Annotated in this window: 21 protein-coding genes; 2 read left to right on the top strand and 19 right to left on the bottom strand. The window is 45.3% G+C overall.

The window, feature by feature from the left end; translation table 11 throughout:
* Positions 1 to 14: 14 nt before the first annotated feature.
* The 6 genes from ACKRAT_RS05250 to ACKRAT_RS05225 form a co-directional block, all read right to left on the bottom strand.
* On the bottom strand, positions 15 to 713 hold the full coding sequence (locus ACKRAT_RS05250) for a class A sortase (protein WP_411844048.1): 699 nt from the start codon (positions 711 to 713) through the stop codon (positions 15 to 17).
* Positions 710 to 2,683, bottom strand: coding sequence for an ATP-dependent DNA helicase RecG (gene recG, locus ACKRAT_RS05245; protein WP_411844047.1), 1,974 nt, complete (start codon positions 2,681 to 2,683; stop codon positions 710 to 712). Before recG ends, ACKRAT_RS05250 begins: the two co-directional genes overlap by 4 nt.
* On the bottom strand, positions 2,683 to 3,555 hold the full coding sequence (gene sdaAA / locus ACKRAT_RS05240; RefSeq protein WP_411844046.1) for an L-serine ammonia-lyase, iron-sulfur-dependent, subunit alpha: 873 nt from the start codon (positions 3,553 to 3,555) through the stop codon (positions 2,683 to 2,685). The genes recG and sdaAA overlap by 1 nt, the downstream gene beginning before the upstream one ends.
* A 13-nt stretch (positions 3,556 to 3,568) precedes the next feature.
* Entirely contained in the window at positions 3,569 to 4,234 is a 666-nt protein-coding gene (gene sdaAB, locus ACKRAT_RS05235; RefSeq protein ID WP_411844045.1) for an L-serine ammonia-lyase, iron-sulfur-dependent subunit beta, read from the bottom strand.
* A gap of 68 nt (positions 4,235 to 4,302) precedes the next feature.
* Complete coding sequence (locus ACKRAT_RS05230) at positions 4,303 to 5,946, bottom strand: DAK2 domain-containing protein (protein WP_411844044.1); 1,644 nt, start codon at positions 5,944 to 5,946, stop codon at positions 4,303 to 4,305.
* A 22-nt stretch (positions 5,947 to 5,968) separates the two neighbouring features.
* On the bottom strand, positions 5,969 to 6,337 hold the full coding sequence (locus ACKRAT_RS05225) for an Asp23/Gls24 family envelope stress response protein (protein ID WP_411844043.1): 369 nt from the start codon (positions 6,335 to 6,337) through the stop codon (positions 5,969 to 5,971).
* Between the two features lie 195 nt (positions 6,338 to 6,532).
* On the opposite strand from ACKRAT_RS05225, the gene rpmB reads away from it, so the two are divergent.
* Positions 6,533 to 6,721, top strand: coding sequence for a 50S ribosomal protein L28 (gene rpmB, locus ACKRAT_RS05220; RefSeq protein WP_046789934.1), 189 nt, complete (start codon positions 6,533 to 6,535; stop codon positions 6,719 to 6,721).
* Positions 6,722 to 6,840: 119 nt separating this feature from the next.
* Here the strand turns inward: rpmB and ACKRAT_RS05215 are convergent, their stop codons facing one another.
* From ACKRAT_RS05215 to rsgA, 4 genes are read right to left on the bottom strand one after another with little or no spacing between them, the layout of a single operon-like run.
* The gene (locus ACKRAT_RS05215) at positions 6,841 to 7,542 is read right to left on the bottom strand and encodes a DUF554 domain-containing protein (protein WP_411844042.1); all 702 of its coding nucleotides are present in this window, start codon (positions 7,540 to 7,542) and stop codon (positions 6,841 to 6,843) included.
* Positions 7,543 to 7,560: 18 nt separating this feature from the next.
* Positions 7,561 to 8,190, bottom strand: coding sequence for a thiamine diphosphokinase (locus tag ACKRAT_RS05210; RefSeq protein ID WP_411844041.1), 630 nt, complete (start codon positions 8,188 to 8,190; stop codon positions 7,561 to 7,563).
* 5 nt (positions 8,191 to 8,195) lie between these two features.
* Positions 8,196 to 8,840 (bottom strand): ribulose-phosphate 3-epimerase, encoded by a 645-nt coding sequence (gene rpe / locus ACKRAT_RS05205; protein WP_411844040.1) that lies wholly within the window; start codon positions 8,838 to 8,840, stop codon positions 8,196 to 8,198.
* Positions 8,841 to 8,842: 2 nt separating this feature from the next.
* Positions 8,843 to 9,709, bottom strand: a complete 867-nt coding sequence (rsgA, locus tag ACKRAT_RS05200; protein ID WP_411844039.1) for a ribosome small subunit-dependent GTPase A — start codon at positions 9,707 to 9,709, stop codon at positions 8,843 to 8,845.
* Positions 9,710 to 9,804: 95 nt separating this feature from the next.
* Between rsgA and ACKRAT_RS05195 the strand changes: the two genes are divergently transcribed.
* Positions 9,805 to 10,110 (top strand): rhodanese-like domain-containing protein, encoded by a 306-nt coding sequence (locus ACKRAT_RS05195; RefSeq protein ID WP_411844038.1) that lies wholly within the window; start codon positions 9,805 to 9,807, stop codon positions 10,108 to 10,110.
* Between the two features lie 114 nt (positions 10,111 to 10,224).
* Here the strand turns inward: ACKRAT_RS05195 and ACKRAT_RS05190 are convergent, their stop codons facing one another.
* From ACKRAT_RS05190 to coaBC, 9 genes are all read right to left on the bottom strand, one after another.
* Complete coding sequence (locus ACKRAT_RS05190) at positions 10,225 to 10,461, bottom strand: hypothetical protein (protein ID WP_411844037.1); 237 nt, start codon at positions 10,459 to 10,461, stop codon at positions 10,225 to 10,227.
* Positions 10,462 to 10,629: 168 nt separating this feature from the next.
* Positions 10,630 to 11,901, bottom strand: a complete 1,272-nt coding sequence (locus tag ACKRAT_RS05185; protein WP_411844036.1) for a cytochrome P450 — start codon at positions 11,899 to 11,901, stop codon at positions 10,630 to 10,632.
* Positions 11,902 to 11,967: 66 nt separating this feature from the next.
* Positions 11,968 to 13,977, bottom strand: coding sequence for a Stk1 family PASTA domain-containing Ser/Thr kinase (pknB, locus tag ACKRAT_RS05180; protein ID WP_411844035.1), 2,010 nt, complete (start codon positions 13,975 to 13,977; stop codon positions 11,968 to 11,970).
* Complete coding sequence (locus tag ACKRAT_RS05175) at positions 13,974 to 14,720, bottom strand: Stp1/IreP family PP2C-type Ser/Thr phosphatase (RefSeq protein WP_411844034.1); 747 nt, start codon at positions 14,718 to 14,720, stop codon at positions 13,974 to 13,976. Before ACKRAT_RS05175 ends, pknB begins: the two co-directional genes overlap by 4 nt.
* Before the next feature lie 3 nt (positions 14,721 to 14,723).
* The gene (rlmN, locus tag ACKRAT_RS05170) at positions 14,724 to 15,827 is read right to left on the bottom strand and encodes a 23S rRNA (adenine(2503)-C(2))-methyltransferase RlmN (protein ID WP_411844416.1); all 1,104 of its coding nucleotides are present in this window, start codon (positions 15,825 to 15,827) and stop codon (positions 14,724 to 14,726) included.
* Between the two features lie 2 nt (positions 15,828 to 15,829).
* Complete coding sequence (gene rsmB / locus ACKRAT_RS05165) at positions 15,830 to 17,131, bottom strand: 16S rRNA (cytosine(967)-C(5))-methyltransferase RsmB (RefSeq protein WP_411844033.1); 1,302 nt, start codon at positions 17,129 to 17,131, stop codon at positions 15,830 to 15,832.
* The gene (fmt, locus tag ACKRAT_RS05160; protein WP_411844032.1) at positions 17,132 to 18,076 is read right to left on the bottom strand and encodes a methionyl-tRNA formyltransferase; all 945 of its coding nucleotides are present in this window, start codon (positions 18,074 to 18,076) and stop codon (positions 17,132 to 17,134) included.
* Between the two features lie 12 nt (positions 18,077 to 18,088).
* Positions 18,089 to 20,467 (bottom strand): primosomal protein N', encoded by a 2,379-nt coding sequence (gene priA / locus ACKRAT_RS05155; protein WP_411844031.1) that lies wholly within the window; start codon positions 20,465 to 20,467, stop codon positions 18,089 to 18,091.
* On the bottom strand, positions 20,467 to 21,657 hold the full coding sequence (gene coaBC, locus ACKRAT_RS05150; protein ID WP_411844030.1) for a bifunctional phosphopantothenoylcysteine decarboxylase/phosphopantothenate--cysteine ligase CoaBC: 1,191 nt from the start codon (positions 21,655 to 21,657) through the stop codon (positions 20,467 to 20,469). The genes priA and coaBC overlap by 1 nt, the downstream gene beginning before the upstream one ends.
* Positions 21,658 to 21,690 lie beyond the last annotated feature (33 nt).

Raw genomic sequence — 21,690 nt, 5'->3', positions numbered from 1 at the left:
AACCATTGTAACCTTTATTCAACTATTGTCGCTTTGACAATCATGCGTTTTTCGAACAGAAGCGTTTCGGGATTATAGTCTTCACAGGTGATGAGTGTCAGCTGCTGAGGTTCGCCTGCATGCTGGTTCATCACTTCAACCTGGGACGGATTGACATCAAATATATCAGTGATTTCGTATAGGCGCGTTTCATCTTTAGTTATAAATTCAACCGTATCCCCGACACTTGCCCGGTCCAGATAGTTGAAACGGATGCCGGCACCTTCGACGCGGTGTCCGGCAATCGGTATGTTCTGCATGTCCAGATGATCCGCGTCATTGACAAAAGAAACACCGTTGCGCAGCTTCTCTTCTGTCACCGGTCCGCTGAATACCGGTTCATTGATGCCGGCGGATTCAATTTTCAGCACACCGACCATTCCTTCACCGATATTGATTCCCGGCTGGGGGGATTCTGCAGTTTCGCTATCTGTATCCTGCTCCGATGTGTCATTGCTGCTTTCACCTGCTGTGTAATCTGCTTCATCCGGATCAATTCCGGTAATAATCGATTCAACAGGACCGATATCAACTGAAGTGTCTCCATTGTGGTATGCCTCAATAATGCGGTCATTGATCTTTTCTGTGAAATGTTCACGAATGTCCTGCCAGAAGAAGAGCACAACGGCCGACAATATCAGTATGATTCCAAGCATTCTCAAAAGTATTCTCATGTGTTCTTCCTCATTTCACCTGACAGTTCAATGGCACTCATGCGTGCATGTTCCAATATTCTATAGTCTTCTGCCAGATCGGCCACTTTGAATTCAGGCAATCCGCTCTGCCTGACACCAAAGTAGTCTCCCGGGCCGCGCATTTCCAAATCCTGTTCACTGAGATCGAACCCATCTGTCGTAGAGGTCATGATATCAATTCTCTGTTTTGCATTTTCAGTTTTGGGATCACTAATCAATGCACAGTAACTCTGCTTATCGCTTCTTCCCACCCTTCCCCTGAGCTGGTGGAGCGTGGATAAACCGAAGCGTTCAGCATTGAATATCACCATGTATGTGGCATTCGGTACGTTGATGCCGACTTCGATGACCGTCGTAGATACGAGCAGCGGTTTCTCGAGCCTTTCAAAACGTCCCATGCCTTCTGCTTTGTCGGCAGGTTTCATGCGCCCGTGCACGAGCTCGACTTTATCTTCGCCAAAATAATCGAGAAACATGTGGAAAATTTCCTGTACGTTCTTCAGATCCAGTGTTTCCGATTCTTCGATCAGCGGGGCGACGATATAAGCACTATGGCCTCGGCTGACTTCATCAGCGACGGACGCCAGTACTTCTTCCGTCTCTTCGTAGCGCCGCCAATACGTTTCAACCGGCTTGCGGCCTTTTGGCATTTCTCTGATCAGGGAAATATCCATATCACCGAACGTTGTAATCGAAAGTGTCCTTGGGATCGGGGTCGCTGTCATATACAGTACATTTTTACGATGGGCCTTATCATTCAGCCGTTTCCTCTGATTGACACCGAAACGGTGCTGTTCATCGGTGATGATCAATGAGAGTTTATCGAAAGTGACATCATCTTCAATCAGTGCATGCGTACCGACGATCAGATCAATTTCACCTGCCTGCAGCGATTGTACGATTTCCGCCTTTTCTTTTCTCTTTGTTGTACCGGTCAGTTTGGCAATCTTCAACAGGCTTCCAAATGTATCGATAAATGACTGGTAATGCTGGTTGGCCAGCACTTCTGTAGGCACCATCACCGCCGTCTGTTCACCGATTGTTTTCACCGCATAGGCGGCAATGCCTGCCACAATTGTTTTGCCGCTTCCCACATCGCCCTGGAGCAGTCTGTGCATCGACACATTTTGTTTTAAGTCACGGCATATTTCGTTCGTACATTTCTTTTGATCCCCGGTCAGATCAAAAGGCAGCGTACTAATAAATTCCTTCAATTCATTGATATCGTAATCGATGATGTAGCGTTCATTTCTGACACGTTCTTTCTGTCTCTTCTCCATCAGCCTCAATTGGAATATAAACAGTTCGTAAAACTTGATCGTCCGCCGGCCTTCGTTGACATCATGCTGGTTTTCAGGAAAATGAATCAGCCGCAATGCTTCCCTTACCGACAGCAGACGGTATTTACTCTTTACTGCTTCCGGCAGATCATAGTTGAATGGAAAAGCATTGAACACTTCGGCAACAATCTTATTGAACGTTTTTGAATGCATGACTTTTCCCATCGGATATTTTACGCGGAAACCGCCGCCGGTTTCGAATATCAATCTCTGGCCATTTATCTCCAGCTTATTTTTAAGAAACTTGCCGGATAATCTGACCGTTTCCCCGACGATTAATTTATCTTTCAGATAGGGCTGGTTGAAAAATATCACCTTTACATAGATGCCGTCGATTTCCATAAAAACTGTCAGACGGTTTTTACCGCCCCTGAAAAACGCAATTGCCGGCTCTGTTTTAACAGTGCCGGCAACAGTGACTTTATCATTATTTTCGGCTTCATTAAGGTTCATTACACTTAAATTTTCATAGTTGTTCGGGATATGGAACACAACATCGTTGACTGTTTCAATTCCTATGGATTGAAGTTTTTCTGCGACTTTCGGGCCCACGCCTTTTAAAATACCGACTGGCTTTTCAGGTGAAATGACCTGATACATCGTAGTCATTACTGGTCACCGAAAATTTCCTGCTTCAGACGTTCTCCTGTCGGTGTGGCTGCGAGTCCTCCGCGGCCTGTCTCACGAAGTGCAGACGGCATAGTGAGACCGATTTTGTACATTGCTTCTACAACTTCATCCGGCGGGATTCTGGATTCGATTCCCGCCAAAGCCATATCCGCAGCCGTTAAAGCGTTGCTCGCTCCTGCAGCATTACGTTTGACACACGGCACTTCCACCAGCCCTGCAACAGGATCGCACACCAATCCAAGCATGTTTTTGAGTGCAATCGCAAATCCATGTTCGCTCATTTCCGGCGTGCCGCCTGCCATTTCCACGAGGGCGGCTGCAGCCATCGCGCTGGCACTGCCTACTTCAGCCTGGCAGCCGCCGGCCGCGCCTGAAATGCTTGCATTGTTTGCAACCACGAAGCCGAATGCGCCTGAAGTAAACAGGAACTTGATCATATCTTCGCGGGATACATCATGTTTCTTCTCCATGGCAAATAATACACCGGGTACTACGCCTGCTGAGCCCGCTGTCGGTGTAGCACAGATTTTACCCATCGCAGCATTCACTTCATTTGTGCTGACCGCATGGGCAATCGCATATAATGTGAGATCTCCGCTCAGTCCCTGGCCGCTGTCTATATATTTCTGCATTTTGACCGCGTCCATGCCGGTAAGTCCAGTCGTACTGGTAACTCCGGCGATACCTTCTGCGACTGCGGATTCCATTACTTCAAGATTTCTCTCCATATCTTTATAAACTTCAAGATAAGAGCGGCCCGTCACTTCCATCTCCTGGCTGATCATCACATCAGCAATTGATTTTTCTTCCCTCTTTGCTGTTTCCACCAATTGATTTATACTGTTGAACATATATAAGCCCCTCCTAACTTTCTTTCATTTCAATCACTCTGTCCACGCCTTCTGCTGTACGTACTTCTTCAAGGATATGATTGCCGATCTCATCATCCAGTTCAATCGTCATCAGAGCGATGTCCCCTTTTTCTTTACGCGAGACATTCATCTGGCTGACGTTTATCTCGTTGTTTCCTAAAATTGTCGTCACCCGTGCGATTGTGCCGAAAGTATCTTTATGGAAAATAAGAAGTGTCGGGTAGTTCCCGGAAACATTAATATCATAATCATTGATGCTGACCAGCTCAATTTTACCGCCGCCGATGGAAATGCCTTCCACCGTCAGCCGCTCATCTCCTTTGATGAGATGTAAAAGCGCTGTGTTCGGATGGGAACGTTCTTCTTCCATCTCTATAAACTGCACATGCAGGTTCGCTTCTTTAGCCTGTTTCTCTGCAGTAATGATACGGTCATCATCCGTATCAAATCCGAGCAATCCTCCGATAAGTGCAACATCCGTGCCATGCCCTCTATAAGTATCCTTGAATGACCCATAAAGATAAATATCGGCATGATCCGGCTGTCCGCCGAACAAACTGCGTGCAAGCAATCCAATTCTTGCCGCTCCAGCAGTATGAGAGGATGAAGGTCCGACCATTACCGGCCCGATAATATCAAATACACTTTTATATTTCATAATAATATAATCCTCCTCGACTTTAGAAAAGACCACACCGATTGTAAAACCGATGTGGTCATTCATCCCTATTCTACAGATAGCAGGTAGCTATACACCGGCTGTTGACCATTATGAATTTCGAATTCAACTTCGTCATACTCAGCTTCAATCATTTCTACAATGCGGTCGACTTCTTCCTGGTCACCTTCGGTGCCGATCAGGATTGTAACAATCTCAGAGTCCTCATCCAGCATTGATTCAATAAGTGTTTTCAGTGTTTCTTCACGGGAATCATTTGCGGCAGTGATCTTACCGTCATTTATTCCCATATGCTGATCTTTTTTAATTTCCATGCCATCAATTTTCGTATCACGCACAGCGTAGGTAACCTGTCCGGTTTTAACATACTCCAGCGATTCTGTCATTGATTCCCTGTTATCATCCAGTTCCACGTCCGGTGAATAGGATAACAGACTCGCAAGACCTTCCGGTATGGAAGTTGTCGGAATCACAATCGCTGGTATCTCCAGCATATCACGCGCCTGCTCGGCTGCCATGATGATATTTTTATTATTAGGAAGTATGATGACGTTTTTCACATCTTCCCCTTCAATAATTTTAAGTATGTCTTCAGTGGACGGATTCATCGTCTGCCCGCCGTTGATTATATGTGTCGCACCAATGCTCTTGAACAGCTTATTGATACCCTCACCTGAAGATATGGTGATTACGGCAGTATCATATGATTTCTTCTCTTCAGATGCTTTAGATCCCTTTTTCTCCTGGATCGTGCGGAACTGTTCACGCATGTTCTCTATTTTCATCTTGATGAGTTCACCATACGTTGCGCCATACGTCATCGCCTCGCCCGGCGTCTCGGTATGCACGTGGACTTTGACGATTTCATCATCTGAAATCACAAGCAGGGAATCCCCGAATCCACTCATGTCTTCACGGAATGAATCTTCATCGAAGCTGCGCTTGTCATCTTCAAAACGCACCATGAATTCAGTACAGAAACCAAATTCAATATCTTCGACAGTCATGAAATCATCAAATTCATGATTGTCCTGGACAAGAGTATCCAAATCAGCTGTTTCAGATTTCGCTTCTATCGTCTCGCCTTTCAATGCGGAAAGAAATCCTTCATAGACGTAAACGAGACCCTGTCCGCCTGAATCGACAACGCCAACCTCTTTCAATACCGGCAATAGATCCGGTGTACGTTCAAGAGAAGCTTTTGCTTCTTTGATGACTGCTTCCATTACACTGATGATTGATCTTTCTTTTGGTGCGACTTCATCTGCTTTGGCAGAGGAATCTTTAGCCACTGTCAAAATAGTACCTTCCACAGGTTTCATAACCGCTTTATAGGCTGTTTTAACACCTGTCTCCAAAGCAGCTGCAAATTCAGAGGCATCTATCTCCGCCTTGTTTTCAATCGCTTTGGAGAAGCCTCTGAACAATTGGGAAAGAATGACACCGGAGTTTCCGCGGGCACCCATCAAAAGACCTTTTGAATAGTGCTTGCCGATTGTTCCGATGTGCGCATCTTCCTTATCCTCCACTTCATTCGCTCCCGAAGTCATGGATAAGTTCATATTCGTACCTGTATCACCGTCCGGGACAGGGAAGACGTTTAATGAATCCACATATTCAGCGTGCTGCCGGAGATTTTCGGCACCACATAAAATCATATTTTTAAACATTTTACCATCTATCTTATTCATTGCTATCGTAAATCCTCCCTGATCAATCCTCAGAATTGATGATCCTAACTCCCTGTACGTAAATATTTACAGCGTTAATATTCAGCCCAAGTGTATTTTCAAGATTATATTTTACCGTTGACTGTACGTTGCTCGCCACTTCAGATATTTTAATACCGTATCCGACGATGATGTATAGATCAACATCTAAATTTCCATCATTGTTTTCAATAATTACACCGCGTGCATAATTTTCTTTCCCCAGGAGTTCGGCAAAGCCATCACGCACCTGGTGTCTGGAAGCCATACCCACCACACCGTAGCTCTCTACTACTGCATTGCCCGCGATGTTTGCAATCACATCGATTGCAATGTCGATGCTCCCTAACTCGTTGTTAATTTCCAATGTCATATCTTTCCCCCCTGACACATCATTTAATTATAATCAGAAATAACCTATAAATACAAGTTAAATCCGCCAGTTCCCAATTTTCATTTGAATATAAAATTACTTGTCAATCTAATTCTTATCATGTATTATATTATAGTATGCAAAGAATCCAACAATCAATCATTATTGAAATCTTTACAAAAGGGAGAGAACAACATGTCTAAAGTTTGCTATTTCACAGGACGTAAAGCAGCTTCAGGAAACAATCGTTCACACGCAATGAACGCTAACAAAAGAAGCTTCGGTGCTAACCTTCAAAAAGTGAGAATTATGGTCGACGGTAAACCAAAAAGAGTATGGGTTTCAGCCCGTGCCCTCAAATCCGGTAAAGTACAACGCGTATAATTTTACTTTTCGATCCATTCGGACCTGTTCCGGATGGATTTTTTTCATGCTTTAATTATATCACTTCGCATATAAAAATCCCCGGACAACATTCATTATGATGCTGTCCGGGATTTTTATTAGAAAATATTTAAAAGATAAACCATTGCCATGGCTGTGAAAATAGCCGGAATCATGTTCCCGACTCTCATTTTGGTCACATTCAGCATGTTGAGGCCGATGGCCAGGAGGATTACACCACCCGTTGCCGATACCTGCAGAATCATCTTATCCAGAATATATTCCGGAACCACCCGGGCAATCTGCTGTGCCGATAAAATAATACCTGATTCATATAAAAATGCCGGCACCCCGGAAATGATGACACCAAGACCGTAAGTGGTCGTCATTACGACAGCGATGAAGAAGTCCATGATCGATTTTGTATACAGCACTTCATTGGAACCGCGCAGTCCGGCATCGAGACCGCCGACAATCGCCATCGCTCCGACGATGAAGACGAGGGTACCTGATACAAACCCCTGAGATAAGTTACCGGCGTGCTTATCACCAAGTTTGATCTCCAGCCAGTGGCCGAAGCGGTTCAACATCTCTTCAAGGCGGATCACTTCACCGATGACTACACCGATGATTAAACTCAGCAAAGTCACAATGATGTCTTCTGTTTCAACAACCATCTGTATTCCCAGTGTCATAATGACAAGCGCCTGGATTTTCATGATTGAATCTTTAATCGGTTCCGGTATGAAAGTGAATACGAGACCCAGAAGACCGCCAATGACAATTGCCAGACCATTGGCAACCGCACCCATAAAAATCATTCAACCACCTCTTTCATGCTAGTCTTTGGATTGTATCATAAGAATGTCATTATCTGTATGTACATTTCCAATATTTTTAGTAAATTCATTGCTGATCGTAAGTGTGGTTCCAAACTCAATCAGCTGCTCATCCAAGTCATACAGGAAACCATCCAGAGATAAAGTTGTCTCACCATTAAATGGCAGGAAGGAAATATATTTCATCCCTTCCTGCCGTCTTACTTCATGCTTACCCTGATGCAGCAGACTGATAACATTTTGACGATCAATGATTTTTATCTTCGTCTTTTTCAACTGTTCATGCATGAGCAGATGGATGTTCCCCAAAGCGTGGTCCATTCTTCCGCCAGTAGCACCATAAATATTAATTGACTGATATCCTTTTGATACCAAATCTGTCAGACACAGCGCAAGATCAGTATCATCCTTCTCCTTGGGAACAGGGTCTATATCCATGTGTTCCCTGATGTACTCCTTTTCTTCTTCTGTAATGGAATCAAAATCACCATAATTATATTCCGGTTTTATCCCTGCCTTAAGCAATAACACAACCCCGTGATCCACTCCTGCCCAGGGTTCATCCTGCCTCTCCCTGAACACTTCCTGAATATGACTTGAAGCATCACGTACTATGACATTAATATGCATACTCCCTATCCTTTCAGTGCGTCTACGGCACGCTTCCAATCGTCGGATTTGAACAAGTGGGATCCGCTGACGAACAGGCTGGCGCCCGCGTTCCTGCAGATTTCAGCAGTTTCATTATTGATGCCGCCATCCACTTCAATTTCAAAAACATATCCGGACTGTTTTCTCATCTCGCTCAATTCTTCAATCTTATCCACACAGGCATTGATGAATGTCTGTCCGCCATACCCCGGATTCACTGTCATGATCAGCACAAAATCAATTTCAGACAACAGATGTTTGATGTTTGAGATTGGAGTATGCGGATTAAGCGCAATTCCCGCTTTCATCCCCTGATTATGAATCAGCTGCATTACACGATGCGGATGGGCAGTTGCTTCAACATGAAAAGACACCATCTCCACACCCATTTCTGCAAATCCGGCAATGAACTGTTCCGGCTGATGAGTCATCAGATGGACATCCAAAGGGATGGTCGTTTTTTCAGCAATCGCCTGGACCACCGGTAGCCCATATGAAATATTCGGAACAAACTGTCCATCCATAATATCCAGATGGAAAATATCGGCACCTGCTGTCTCCATTTTTTCAATTTCTTCGCCCAGGCGTGTAAAATCACTCGCAAGCAGCGACGGCAATACTTTATTCATAATCAGTACCTCTCTTTTCTATTATCTATTTCCTGATGGATGGCCAAGTAGCTGTCGTAACGGCTTTTAGCCAGCTGTCCCGATTCCACGGCACTTTTAACGCCGCATTTGGGTTCATTGATATGGGAACACTCCCTGAATTTGCAGTCGTCACTGTAGGCATTAAAATCAGGGAAGCAATACTTGATGTTGTATTTATCAATTTCACTAAATTCAATCGTACTGAATCCGGGGGTATCTGCAATGAAACCGCCGCCGACTTCGACAAGTTCAACATGGCGTGTCGTATGCTTACCGCGGTTGAGTGCATTGGAAATTTCAGCAGTGTGCAGCTCAAGTCCAGGAACGAGCGTGTTAAGCAAAGTTGATTTTCCCACACCGGACTGCCCCGATAAAACATTCAGTTTATCCTTAAAGATATCGTTAAGATTTTCATTTATATTATTCCGGTCTGTAAAATGTATGGGATAAACCCCTTCATACACATTTTTGATTTCTTCAAGCTTACCCACATCATTGCCCAGATCGGTTTTTGTCACCACAATGACAGGCTCCATATCATGGGCTTCTCCATAAGCTAAAAAACGGTCCAGTAAATAGTAGTTGAATTCCGGTGATTTCATACTCATCGTGACGAGAAGCTGATCAATATTCGCCACAGGCGGACGCATCAGTGAATTTTTCCGCGCGTGGATTTCATTAATATATCCACCTGTCTCATTTTCAATCTGGAAAGAAACGATATCTCCAACAAGCGGCGTCTCGTGTGTTTTCCTGAATTTCCCCCGCGCACGGGTCTCATATAATTTACCCTCATGCTCGACATAATAAAAACCGCTCAATGCTTTAATAATTCTCCCTTTTAACATACCTCACCCCTGCTGGAAAGATTTACTTTATTATAACAGTTTAATTCTTTATGTTAAAATATGAGACGTAGTACTATATCAGGAGGCGAATACAAATGGCAGAAACAGTTGATGTAAGCAAAGTGAACGATGTAGTCAGAGAAGAAGGAAATGTACTGATAGATGTCAGGGAAACACCTGAACTGGAAGAGACAGGCTTCATACCCGGTGCCCTGCATTATCCAATGTCAAATTTCGAGAGCACGGTTTCAAGTCTTGATAAAGACAACACATATTATGTAATCTGCAGATCGGGCAAACGCAGCGAAAATGTCCAAAACTATTTGCTCGACAGCGGCTATAATGCTGTCAACGTCACAGGCGGCATGTCCGCTTACGAAGGACCCGTCAACCATATTTAACGCTTATATGATTTAGATTTTCAGAGCCAGATCTCCTATGGGATTTGGTTTTTTTGTGGCGTTTAAAATAAGTGTCAGAAATCATAAATTCCTCTGAATTGAAAGTGTAATTATCTAAATAAAATAGATGACCAAAAACATGATGTAAGGACTTGCAACGAGTAAAACACTTAAGATTATCAATTCTTTCCTTCGTAAAATCGAAGCTAATAATAAGTCCATTACTCCACATATTGAAGTCATAACCATTGTGTAAACAATCCCGTATTCTACAGAAAAACTTATTGCAAAAGAAAGAGCCCCGACAATAAAAAGTATCCAATAAATTGTTTGTCCTATCTTCTCATTCATTGATTAATCTCCGATCTCCTAATAGGAATTGATTATGTGAACCCTATCAGTAGTTTACGTTAAATTATAGAGTTTTTAACCCCTCTCTTACTGTATGATTGATCTTATATATTTTCTTTCATACAAAAACCGCAACACCAAAAGGGTGTTACGGCCTCAATCAAAAATTTATTTACGATCTAAGTTTTCACGGACATTTTCAATGACGAACCCGCTATTTACATAACCTGGAATACTGTTCAGATCGACTGTCAGATCCTGTTCCGGTACATCATAAGTAATGCGTTCAGCGAAGTATTTCATTGTTTCTTCCATGATGATGATGGTCATCCACTCACCCGCACAACGGTGATTGGTGTAATAGTCACCGCCGCCTTGTGGGATAAGATCGAATGGACTGCCATCCCAATCTTTAAAGCGTTCAGGATAGAATTCATCCGGATTTTCAAAGACTTCATTATCATGCATTGTTCCGTAAATATCGAGCACAAGCATTGTATCCTTCTCTATCGGCTGCCCATTAAACTCGATATCTGTTTTCGCTTTTCCTGGAAGGAATGGAACGAATGGATAGTATCTTCTTACTTCCTGAGAGAACATGTAAGCATAATCATCATCTGATTTGATTTTTTCTTTAGAAATTGGGTGCTCATGCATAGCAAGCAGACCGAATGCGACGAAACGGTTGATTGCAATAAGCGGACGGAATGTGTTCATCAGATCGATGGCACAAAGTCTGGAATCCATCGGGTTGCCTTTGTAGTCTTCCCAATGCGCGAACTCATAAAGTGCCGTCCCTTCAGGTGGGAAGATTTTGCCTTTGCGTGCCTGGATGATCTGATCTTCCAGCCAGTCTTCAACACGTTTACGGGCGTTAACGGATTCTTTGTAGCCTTTATAAGCGCCTCCGAGACCTTTGAATGAGTCAATCATGATGTCCATATCTGTTGCGATATCTTCGATTTTATCTTCCGGTGCCTGGACACCCGCCCATTTAGTTCCGATTTTAGTCAATTGGACAATGGATTCCCTGTAGATATTAATCTGATCCATCTGTTCCATTTTATGAGTGTTCATATACCAATGGTTGCGCGTCAGCTCTCTGAGATGTTTCAGGTTGCTTTCTGTCATGAGAGACATGAAGAGCGCTTTTCTGTCGATATGCTTTTTACCGGTAGTTGTATGAATCGCACCTTTACCGAACAATGTATTTACCAGGCGTTTAGGCAGTGTGCCGGAACGTTCTGTCTTATCATTGTCGTAGAAAAGCTCAGCAGCTTCTTTACCACTGATTACTATAGCGCGTTTTCCACCAAGTACCCGAGTTTCAAACATGTTTTCAGCACCAAGGCGTTGTCTTTGGTTGGTAGTATATAAATACCCCTGCTTCATTACTTTCAGAGTGTTATCAAGACCTTTGTCTTTTTTAATAGTGCCCATAAGTTCTCCTCCAATTTCAGTTTCCTCATCATTATATATAATCCATTGACCTAATGCCAACAATTACTAATATGAAACTTCTTCTTCCATTTCGGTCTTTCCATCAATCACAATTTTATAGGAGGCTGTTTCACCTTCCTCGATTGTAAGATTGATCGTGTACTCTTTTTCTTCAGTCATTTCAAAAGAATCGGATACTTCACTGATATCATTATCCTTGTCTTCGATGAAAATTTCAACATTTTGGGGTTCGGGCTCGGAATTCTCTTTTTCTGAAGAGTCATTTTCCCCGGAATTCTCTTCGCTTTCTTCTTCCGAATATGATTCCCCGGCTGCTTCTTCTGAAGTGGACTCCTCCGTTGATTCTTCTGAAGCAGAGTCATCCGTATTTTCTTCCTCTTTTAAATAAGGGATAGTGACGTTTTGGACATATTGCTTCTCTCCGGGTTCCTTGCCGAGAGATACGACCATCTCGATTGTAGACCCGGGCAGGAAATCCCCATAGTTCGGACTCTGGCTGATGATGCTGCCTTCCGGCACATCACTGTTGTGCAGTTCATCGGAAACTTTTACGTTGAACCCTTGACTTGTCAATTCATCATATGCAGTTTCATAGGATTCTCCTGTATAATCGACGATTTCAATCGGTTCCAGTCCCCGTGATACGGTAAGTTTCAAAGTTTCTTCTCCGGGATGCACGTCAGTGCCCGGTTCTATGGACTGTGAAAGGATCGTGCCCGGCTCACTGTCATCATACTGTTCTTCCATATCGAGCGAAAAACCAAGCGAATTAATGGTGCTGCTGACGTCCTCATAGGAATCGCCTGTGAAATCCTCCATCGTATACGGTTCTTCACCAAGGCTGACGACAAAGTCCACAGTCGAGCCTTTTTCAATCTCTTTACCTGAAACCGGTGCGGTTTCAATGATATGGTTCTCTTCAAATGAATCATTGTATTCTTCAGTGGTTTCACCTTTGGCCAGATCATTTTCATTAAGTATCTGCTCTGCCTCTTCCACCGTAGTGTCCTGTAAATCAGGCATAGCGACCGTTGTTTCCATAATCGGCCAGAAAGCTGAAGCGAGTACTCCGCCAGCAGATAAAAGCAGGATTAATGGTATGATCCACAACAGGAACAGCCGTCTCTTTTTTGACTTTTTCTTTTTGCCGGATTCTTCCTGTCCAGCCGGTTCAGCTGGATTGATGACAGGTGTGACCTTTGTCTTTTCATCATTTTTTTTAACCGGTGCTGCATAAGGTCTGTCGTTATCTTTATAAACGCCGATGGCATGTATGACATCGTCTGCATGTCTGTATCTGTCATATGGATCTTTTTCAGTACACTTCAATATGATATTTACAAGTCCCTGCGGCACATCCCGGAGTTTCGATACATCCGGCATCGGTTCCGAAATATGTTTTAACGCGACAGAAACCGGCGTTTCACCGTCAAATGGCAGCTCACCAGTCAATAGCTCGTATAAGACAATCCCGAACGAATAAATATCCGTGCGTTCGTCTGTCTGCCGTCCTTTAGCCTGTTCCGGCGATATATATTGCACAGAGCCCATCACCTGGTTCGTTTCCGTCATCCTCGTTTCACTGAGTGCTTTCGCAATACCAAAATCAGTAATTTTCACCCGCTGATTGTCATCCAGCAAAATATTCTGCGGCTTGATATCTCTGTGTATAATCCCCGCATGATGTGCATGCCTGATTCCCTGCAGTATCATTACTGAGATTCTCACAGCCTCATCCAGTGGAACCGGGTGGGTATCACGGATATACTCCTTCAGCGTCGGACCGTGTACCACTTCAGTGACGAGGAGATGATACTCTTCTGATTCATCGACATCCAGAACACTCACTATGTTTGGATGGGACAGTTGGATTGTGCTCTCTACCTCTCGTTGAAACCGTGCTTTAGACTTATCACGATTATGATGATCCACCTTAATCAGTTTGACAACCACTTCACGATCCAGGATGATATCATGCGCTAAATAGACGGAGCTCATACCACCGCCCAAATATTTTAAAATTTTGTAGCGTTCTGATACCACTCTTCCTATCACTCTGATTCACTCGCTTTCAGATCGGCCAGTACAAGGCTGATGTTATCAGTGGAACCATTCACTTCCGCGCGTTTAATCAGGCCCTCTGCTTTATCTGACAGAGTTTCCCCCTGTTTATATGTGAGGGTATGGATTTCGTCTGTCCCCAACTCATCTGTCAGACCATCTGATGCCAGAATTAAGTAATCGTACTGCTTGTTTCTTAATCTGAAGACATCCGCCTGTATCAGACGGTCCGTTCCCATCGCTTTGGTGATAATGTTTTTCTGGGGATGACTTTTTGCCTCATCGGCTGTAATTTCACCTGCATCAACAAGCATATTGACGAAAGAATGATCTTTCGTCACCTGCTCTATGGATCTTGCATTCATTACATAGGCTCTGGAATCCCCAACATTCAGGATAATGATCGTTTCATCTATAAACGCTGCAAGAACAAGGGTCGTCCCCATTCCCTGGTATTCCGGATGGTCTTTTTGATAGTCATATAGATTCCGATTCACTTTTATTACAAGATTGCGGAGATACTGCTCTCCGGTCTCCACATCAAATAAATTTTCGGCCTTCCAGTCTTCGCCAATTTCTTCCAGTACGAATTTACTTGCCACATCACCGTACTGATGACCACCCATCCCATCGGATACCATAATCAGAAGTTGTTCGGTACCATTTAGAAAGATACCTGTGGCATCCTCGTTTGTTTCTCTAAAGTTTCCGCAAATACTCTTTTCAACAACGTTCAAGGATTATTCCTCCGTCTCTTCTTTTGATTCCTTTGCTCTAAGTTGTCCGCAGGCCGCGTCAATATCAGTTCCCTGCTCACGTCTTACGGTTGCATTTACGCCACACTCATTCAATGTTTCAAGAAATTCAAAAATATCATCACGGGTCGTACGCACATAATTACGTTCAGGCACATGGTTCACCGGGATGAGGTTGACGTGACATTTCAGATCCTTAATCAGCTCGCTGAGTTCACGTGCATGCTCAGGCTGGTCATTCACGCCGCCGAACAGTCCATATTCGAAAGAGATTCTCCGGTTTGTCTTCTGCTGGTAATACTTGAGGGAGTCCATGAGTTTATCAATATCATATGCCTTGTTGATCGGCATCAGATTCGTCCGGATATCATTGTCAGCTGCGTGCAGACTGACAGCAAAGTTGATCTGGATGTCCTCTTCTGCAAAGTCATAGATTCTCGGCACGATACCGCTGGTAGATACAGTGATATGTCTCGCACCAATGTTCAAGCCATCGTCATGATTCACCACTCTGATAAATTTCATCATCTGATTGTAGTTCTCGAATGGCTCGCCGATGCCCATGATGACTATACTGCTGACACGCTCATCTGTTTCATCCAGTGCTTTTTGGATCTGCACAATCTGGGAAACGATCTCTCCCGCTTCCAGATTACGTTTTAATCCACCTAATGTAGAGGCGCAGAAACTGCACCCAATACGGCAGCCGACCTGCGTTGTCACACAGACGGAATTACCATAGTCATGTCTCATTAAAACTGTTTCGATCGTATAGCCGTCTCTCAGACGGAACAGGAACTTCATCGTCCCGTCTTTGCTTTCCTGCCTGACAACTGTTTCCAGACTGTCCATATTGTATGATCCGGCAAGCTTTTCACGGAATGATTTAGGCAGGTTGAGCATCTCATCAAATTGATTCACGCGATGAACGTACAGCCATTCGAAAATCTGGTCTCCTCTGTATTCCGCTTCTCCCCACTCCACTGCGAGGGCTCTTAGCTCCTCCTGTGACAGTGAGTAGATCGACGGCTGGTCAAACTCGGGGAGTTTAAAGTTTTTTATTTCTTTTTTAGGGGGTCTTTCTATCATCATTACTTTTCCTTCTTCCTGAACCTGGCGATAAAGAATCCATCAGTGCCTGCCTCCTGCGGCAGTATCTGCTTAAACGGCCCTTCAAAATCAAGTGCATCAATACTGAATGGATCAAACTCCATATCATCATTCTGCTTGTTGAAAGTATAGGCGACATTTTCATTTTCCATCTGATGGATGGTGCATGTGGAATAAATGAGGATTCCACCAGGTTTTAAATAATTTTTAACGTGATTGAGTATATCGAGCTGAAGCTCGACCAGCGGCTCAATATCATTGCTTGTGCGTTCGTATCTGATTTCGGGTTTCCTCCGGATTACACCGAGGCCTGAGCATGGTGCATCCACAATGATGCGGTCGTAGGTCCGGGAATAATCATGGGTCGTTGCGTCTCCCTGGAATACATTGAAGTTTTCGAGGTCAAGCCTGTCGGCCTGCGCTTTTATCAACGGTATCTTATGCGCATGGATATCGGACAGATCCACATGGCCTGTCGAGATCTTTTCCAATGCATGAAGGCCCTTGCCTCCGGGGGCACTGCAGGCATCCAGGATGACATCACCATACGCAGGCTCAAGCGCGGTATTTACCAGCATCGAACTGATGTCCTGTATGCTGAAATATCCCTGCCTGTAAAATGGCGAGCGGAGAATCTCCCCGCCGCGCACTTTTATCGCGTCCGGATGCAGGTCGCTTTCCTCTACATCATGCCCGTCAATTTGTAATTTTTCAAGAAGTTCCTCTCTGGAAATCACTGAAGTGTTTGTACGGATATACATTTCGGGATGCGCGTTTAAGGCACGGGCGATTTCTCCTGCCCCTTCAATCCCATGGTGCGTCTGCCATTGCTTCAGGATCCATAGCGGAATGCTTGTTTCGATTGATAGTCTCGAGAGGTCTTTTTTAACTTTCTGTATGTCACGGAGCGGATTTCTTTCAAAGTTTCTGAGTACACCGTTGACTACATTCGCATGCCCGGGTCCGCCGATATTTTTGGCGATGTCCACCGCTTCATTGATGACGGCATAATTCGGCACGCGTTCCAGCCAGACGATCTGATATACGGAAATGTAAATCAGGCTCTTCTGCCAGCGTTTTAACTTCGTCTTGATGTAGGGGGTGATATAAAATTCAATCGTAAGTCGCTTTGAAATTGTACCATAAACAATCTCGGTTAATAATCCCCTGTCTGCAGATTCCATCTCATTATTTTTAATGATGTCATTCATGACGATATTGCTGTATCCGCCCCCGTCTGTAATCTGTGTGTATGCTTCCAATGCAAGCTCTCTGACATTCATCTAATCCACCTGCCCTAAATGTGCGCCGATCAGATCCTGCCTGCCGGCAGTGAAATGATGCGCGTTTGTTTTCTTCTTGCCCGAAAGCTGAACTTCAGTCACTTCTATCGTATATCCATCTCCACAGGCAACTGTAAATCCTGAGTCGGTCACCGCTGTAATGGCGCCCGGGTTTTTATCCGACCTGTCCGCCGGTTTGTTCGCCCCGTAGATTTTCAGCCGTTTATCATTGAATATCGTGTAGGCACCCGGCCATGGAGAAAGGCCGCGTATATGATTGAACACATCACGGGCATCCCTGTTCCAGTCCAGAAGTTCATCCGCTTTGGAAATATTCGGGCTGACTGTGACCTCACCCGCGTCCTGGGGTGTACGATCATTCGTCTCGTCCAATATGGAAGGGAGTGTGTCAAGCAGCAGATCCGCTCCGATTTCGCTCAGGCGGTCATGCAGGGTCCCTGTGTTGTCATCATCACTGATCGGTGTCGCACTTTGACTGATGACGTCACCGCTGTCCAGTCCTTCTTCCATGTACATGATGGATACACCTGTCTGCGTATCTCCTTCCAATACAGAACGATGGATGGGAGCGCCGCCCCTGTGGCGCGGCAGGAGGGAGGCATGGACATTCACAGCACCCAGCCGCGGTATGTCCAGCAGTGCTTTCGGCAATATCTGCCCGTAGGCTGCCGTAATCATCAGATCCGGGTTCACTTCACGGATTCTTTCGACCGCTTCTTCTTCCTTTATCCGCTCCGGCTGATATAAGGGGATGTCCAGTGCTTTCGCTGCAGCCGCAACCGGCGGCGGCGTCAGAGTGCGTTTGCGCCCGACGGGTTTATCCGGCTGGCTGATCACCATGGATACCGGGTGCCGCTCGTGCAGTGCTTTGAGCACTGGAACAGAAAAATCCGGTGTACCCATGAATATAATGGTTTCGTTCATAAATGGTGCCTCCTACATAATCACAAGCGGATTGACATCGATTCTCAGGGAGATGCCTTCCTTCTTGTATTTCTCATGGTATTCTTCATCTAAATCATTGAGCAGTTCCAGCAGTGCCGGCTCTCTTTTATATTTCAACAGTATTTGAAAGCGATGCTGCCGGTTTATCCGTTCTATGGGACTCGGTGACGGACCGACGATAATCGACTGCTCGCTCATTGCACCCGCCAGCGTTTCATGGATATGGCTGGTTGCGCCGAGACATTTCCTCACATCTTCACTGGATACCGTAAATAAGACATGGAAGTAGAACGGTGAATACCTTGCCATGCGGCGGAATGCCATTTCCTTATCATAGAAGCTGCGGTAATCGTTATGTGTCGCAAGTTCAATGGCGTAGTGCGTCGGATTATACGTCTGGAAAATCACTTCCCCATGTAATTCATGGCGCCCTGCTCGGCCTGAGACCTGGGTGAGCAGCTGGAACGTCTTTTCATTTGCACGGAAGTCGGGCAGGTTCAGCATCGTATCTGCATTCAATACGCCAACCAGTGTGACTTTCGGATAGTCCAGGCCTTTCGCAATCATCTGTGTGCCCAGAAGTATCGGGATTTCATCTTTTTCAAAATGATCAAGCAGCTTTTCATGCATGCCCTTCCGTCTCGTCGTATCATTATCCATCCGGACAACGTCAGTATCAAACATATCCCTTAATATTTCTTCTACCTTTTCTGTACCCGTTCCTCTGAATGTTACATCCTCGCTCGAACAGTTATCACATTGGCGTGTCACTCTCGACTCATAACCGCAGTAATGGCACAGGAGCGAACTGTTGGATTTATGGTAAGTCAATGAAATATCACAGTTCGGGCACATTGGAACATGTCCGCAGCTCTGACAGATCTGGAAGTTCGAATATCCCCTTCTGTTTAAGAGGAGTACAATTTGCTCATCCTTTTCAATGCGGTCCACAATGGCTTCATGAAGGGGTTTCGAAATAATGGAGGTATGCCCCTCGCGGTGCTGTTCCGACATATCGACGATGTGTATTTCCGGCAGTACTTTTGTCCCTGCGCGTTCTGTCAGTTCAAGCCGCTTATATACCCCTTTTTCACTTCTCGCATATGTTTCCAGGCTCGGTGTCGCCGTACCCAGAATGAGCGGACATTTATGATGCCTGCTTCTGAATTTCGCAACTTCCGCTGCATGGTACATCGGGCGGTCGCTCTGCTTGTATGTCGCTTCATGCTCTTCATCTATGATGATGGCACCGACATTTTCAAATGGCGCAAACACACTGCTTCTCGCCCCTACCGAAACTCTCGCCCGGTTTTCTTTGATCTTGCGCCATTCATCATACTTTTCACCCGGTGAGAGCCCGGAATGCAGCACCGCCACATCATCGCCGAAACGCATTTTAAAACGGTTCACCATCTGAGGCGTCAGCGCAATTTCCGGCACCAGCATAATCGCAGACTGGCCATCATCCAGGGCTTTTTGGATCACCTGCAGGTAGACTTCCGTCTTCCCGCTTCCTGTGATTCCATGAAGCAGAAAAGTTTCTGCGGCCCTCTCATCCATGGATTTTGTAATTTCTTCGTAGGCGGTCTGCTGCTCATCATTCAGGATTTTCGGTTTATCATACTCAAACACCCGGCCTGAGTAGGGATCCCGTTCGATTTCCACATCCACCTTATCGATGAGGCCTTTTTTGTATAGAGTATTCACCATTCCGTTTGAATAGCCTTCCTCCTGCAGGTCCCTGACCAGTAAAGGCTCCGAAGACAGATTGATCCGCTCCAGCAGTTCGATCTGCTTTTTGGCACGTCCCAGGTTCGGTTCGGGATGTTTCAATGAATAAACACCCAAAGCTGTTTTTTTACGTGTATGCTGGGAAATGAGCGTTTCTTCAACCAATGCCCCCGATTTGAAATAGGGACGCAGGACGCTTAGCTGCTCCGCTGTCAGACGGCTTGTCTCCACTTCGCCCAGAAGGCCGAGGCTGTTAAGTACGCGTGCCGCTTCATCATCGTCTCCGGCAAGCTTAATGATCTTTTTATAATTCGCTTTTAAGGCAGCCGGGAGAATCGTCTCGATGACGCTGATATACTGGTCCACGTAGTATTCGGCCAGATATTTAGCGATGACGATCATCTCTTCGGTCAGAACGGGTTCTATATCCAGCGTGCGTGCGATCGGTTTGATTTTTGAAGGATCGAAATCTGCAGTATCTTTTATATTCATCACGTATCCCTGGATCGTCCTTCTGCCGAACGGTACAAGGACCCTGTGCCCCACTTTGATGATATCCTGCATGCCCTCGGGTATCCTGTAGTCAAACACCTGATTGACACTTTTACTCGGCACATCCACTATGACTGAAGCAAACATTAAGCGTTCCACCTCTTAACGAGCGTCTCGATGATCTGTATCCCGAGCGTCTGTTTATCCATTTTAGGGAATTGCTGTTCGTGACCATCCTTAAACAGCATGGTGACTTCATTATCATCACTGTTCATCCCGATTTCCTTGTTGGATACATCATTCATCACAATGCAGTCCGCATTTTTCTTTTCCAGTTTGCCGGCGGCATATTCACGTACATTATCCGTTTCGGCTGCGAAGCCGACAACGAACATGCCGTCTGTATGACTCCCTGCATATTTGAGGATGTCCGGCGTCTTTTTAAGTTCGATCGTCAATTCATCATTATCCTGCGTCTTTTTCATCTTGGAGCCATGGACGGTGGCCGGGGTGAAATCACTGACTGCCGCTGTAAATATTCCAATGTCTGCATCCAGATGCCCCTTCACCGCTTCAAACATATCCTGGGTGGACTCGACACTGATGCGTTCCACATTGCCGGGTGACGTCAGATTGACCGGACCGCTGACCAGCACGACCTCGGCGCCTCTCGATGCGGCCGCTTCTGCAATTGCGTATCCCATCTTGCCGCTCGAATGATTGGTCAGATAGCGGATCGGATCTATGGATTCGCGTGTCGGCCCTGCAGTAACCAGAACTTTTTTGCCGGCGAGACTCCGGTCGGTGGAGAGCAGATCCTCGATATAGGCTTTTATTTCCGGTACATTGGCCATCCTGCCTTTTGCATTATAGCCGCATGCCAAAAACCCGGACTCCGCGTCGATGAAATGGTATCCTTCACCCATCAATGTCTGTATATTGCGGCTGACTGCCGGCTGGTTATACATATGGACATTCATCGCTGGCGCCATGATTACCGGTTTTGTATTCGCAGCAAGCACATTCAATAACATATTGTCATAAATCCCATTCGCCAGCTTGCCGATGGTGTTGGCCGTGACCGGGGTGACAACGATGATATCGGCCCATTCCCCGATATTGATATGGGAGATGACGGAAGGGTCTTCCTCTTTGAAAGTGTCTGTGTAAACATGATTGCGGCTGATTGCCTGAAAAGCGAGCGGTGTTACGAATTCGAGTGCATTGCCGGTAAGCACAACACGGACTGCGTGTCCCGCCTGAATCAATTTACTCGTAAGATCGATTGCTTTATAGGCGGCGATGCCGCCTGTAACACCTATTACAATATTTGCCATGTCCTCACCTCTTTAAAAAAAGCTGACAATGAA

Source organism: Salinicoccus sp. HZC-1, from assembly GCF_046736035.1.
Lineage (GTDB): Bacteria > Bacillota > Bacilli > Staphylococcales > Salinicoccaceae > Salinicoccus.
Note: the sequence above shows the minus strand (reverse complement) of the source record. Positions and strands in the feature narration are given on the sequence as shown.